This is a genomic window from Pseudoflavonifractor phocaeensis, assembly GCF_016901955.1.
Classification (GTDB): domain Bacteria; phylum Bacillota; class Clostridia; order Oscillospirales; family Oscillospiraceae; genus Flavonifractor; species Flavonifractor phocaeensis_A.
The window spans coordinates 1-2,501 of sequence record NZ_JACJLC010000163.1 but is presented as its reverse complement, the minus strand read 5'-3'; the positions used below and the strand labels follow the sequence as shown (position 1 = coordinate 2,501).

Sequence of the window (2,501 nt, the reverse complement as noted above, 5' to 3'; positions counted from 1 at the left end):
TGGTGGAGTAGGGAAGCACCGCCTTGTCACATTGCTGTGGTAGGTTTGCGCCACCCTCTCCGGGAACCGTACGTACCCCTCTCAGAGTATACGGCTCTGTTACTGCTCGTTCAGACAAAACTCACTTTTTGTGGATAATACTGCGGTGGCAATCCCTGCACACCACAAGCGTTTTTCTGTGTTTGGCAATCATTGCGATTTCCCACCGTTCCTTGCCTTTGAGATTTTTGAGTTTGTTAATGTGGTGAACCTCGTAATGATCGCTCTCTGTCGTTCCACATAACTCACAGACCTTTGCTTTCAGCCGGTTTTCAAGGGTATTGACTGCGTATCCGTAGACAACGGCGGCATTGCTGATGTAATCCGTAGCAGAACCTTTGCCTTTACAGTCAGCGTAATTTGCGAAGCAACGTCTTTTGCTTCCCAGCTTCGTTTCATAGGGGACACCCCATTTTCCTGTACCATCATTAAACTTGTCAATGATTTTGGAAAGGCTGGTTTTATGCTTTGAAGCGAGGGTTTTCAAGCAACTGTATTCCATAAGGTAGGCAAAGTAGTGCAGCTTGCAGAAGTTGCTTGCCATACCATAATAGTTGCATATTCCTCTTAGCTCCGCATTGTATACTGAAACGATTTCTAAATCTGTGAGTCCAACCAGGTATTTCCGATGGACTGGAAACATGGAACCATCTTCTTTTTGTATCGCCACGCCTTTCGTGAAAACGAATTGGCGGATTTTATCGTTAAGTGGCACCAACAACTCTACGCCCCCATTGAGGGTACGCATTTTTACATGACCGGGGCCACCCCGCTTTATTTTTCCGCTTCTGCGCACACGCACATCATAGCCTAAGAACCTTGCACATTTACTGCTGTGGGTTATGAGCGTTTTATCTTCACTGAGTTCCATTTTCAGTGTATCTCCGATAAACTCGGCCAGTTTGCTCTTAATCCATTGACAGTCCTCACGGTTTCCTTTGACTGCTATTAGAAAATCATCCGCATACCGAACATATTTCAGCTTTTTGTCGTTCTGCGCAGTGCAGGGAATGGTCATCAGCTTCTGACGTTTGGACTTATACTCTGCCAGCACCATTTCCCTTTCCTCACCCGTTACTTTCGTCAAGCGGTGGGATAGCCGTTTGATTTCATTGTGCAGCTCTCGGTATTCAGGTGTGATTTGTCCCACTCCGGGCGTGTCAAATTCGGATTTCAACTTCATTACAAACTTATCCAATTCATGCAGGTAGATGCTGGCGAGTAGCGGAGAAATGATACCGCCTTGCGGTGTACCACTGTATGTCTTATGGTACTGCCAGTTCTCTAGATATCCTGCTTTTAGGAATTTGTAAATCAGCTTGGTTATCCGGGCGTCCTTGATTTTATTGCTCAGCAAACCTACAAGAACGGCGTGGTTGATGTTGTCAAAGCAGCCTTTGATGTCGCCTTCGACGAACCAACGCGTACCGTTGAACTCCCGTCTCAACTGCTTTAAGGCCGTATGGCAACTTCTTTTTGGCCTAAAACCGTGGGAGACATCTAGAAAGATAGGCTCATATACCGCTTCCAGTATCATCCGCAACACTTCCTGCACCAATTTGTCAGTAAAGGTTGGTATACCTAAGGGACGCAGCTTTTTGCGGTTATTCTTCTTCTGGATATAGGTTCGCCTCACCGGCATGGGCTGATAGGTTTCATCCGCCAATGCTTTGATAATACTATCTATTTTGGCTTCACTGAAACCGTCCGCCGTATCCTCGTTTACTCCTTTTGTTGCCGCACCGTTGTTGGCATACAGGTTTTTGTATGCCACAAAGTAGATGTCAGGACGCAGCAGATAGCGATACAGTTTTGTAAATACTTCTTCTTTATTTGCAAGTGAGTTTTGACTGATTCTTGCTAAAATTTCCGTTGTTGGTTTCATGTGAGGTTTTCCTCCCTAATCAACTTCTAATTTTAGTGCGCAATAACTGTGCCCCTTCGCCATGTAAGGGTCATTACCCCTCTCGGACTACTACGAGCACTCCGTACCCATGCAGGATTTTCAGGCTCCAAAGCCATAGCCACTTTTTCATTCCCCCTTTCATGCGGCACTCCTGGTTAGGGCATCCCCGGTTAGCAATGAGACTTGGTAAATTCGGATTCTCGGTATCGCTTTCGCTTCGTTACCATAGGTTCTCCTACAGGTTGTACGGAATGATTGATAACCGACAAGCCCACAACCATAACTTGCCTTTTCCGTACCAGAGGTTTCAGGCAATTTTCCTCCATCGGCACATAACAGAAACTGGAAGCTTGCGTTCAGTAAATCCAACTTATACCTTATATCCGATTAACATTGCGGTTCAGTCGCACCCGATTGCCTTTAGGTGACTTACCGCTTTCCAGCCGTACTGTGTTCCCGTGTCAGCTTTCGCCTTTCGGTTAGGCCGGTTGTTTCCCGTGTTATCTTACGGGGCAGTACCTTCTACTGCTTTTCTCATTGCCCTATCCGGGCGTAC

At 46.3% G+C, this 2,501-nt stretch carries 1 protein-coding gene; it reads right to left on the bottom strand.

Features of this window, described 5'->3' with window-relative positions; translation table 11 throughout:
* Positions 1-121 precede the first annotated feature (121 nt).
* Positions 122-1,924, bottom strand: a complete 1,803-nt coding sequence (locus H6B51_RS16785) for a reverse transcriptase domain-containing protein (protein ID WP_204884743.1) — start codon at positions 1,922-1,924, stop codon at positions 122-124.
* Positions 1,925-2,501 lie beyond the last annotated feature (577 nt).

What these genes read in the sequence shown, in the direction of transcription:
- H6B51_RS16785 (WP_204884743.1), bottom strand. Translation starts at nt 1,924, where the DNA reads ATGAAACCAACAACGGAAATTTTAGCAAGAATCAGTCAAAACTCACTT.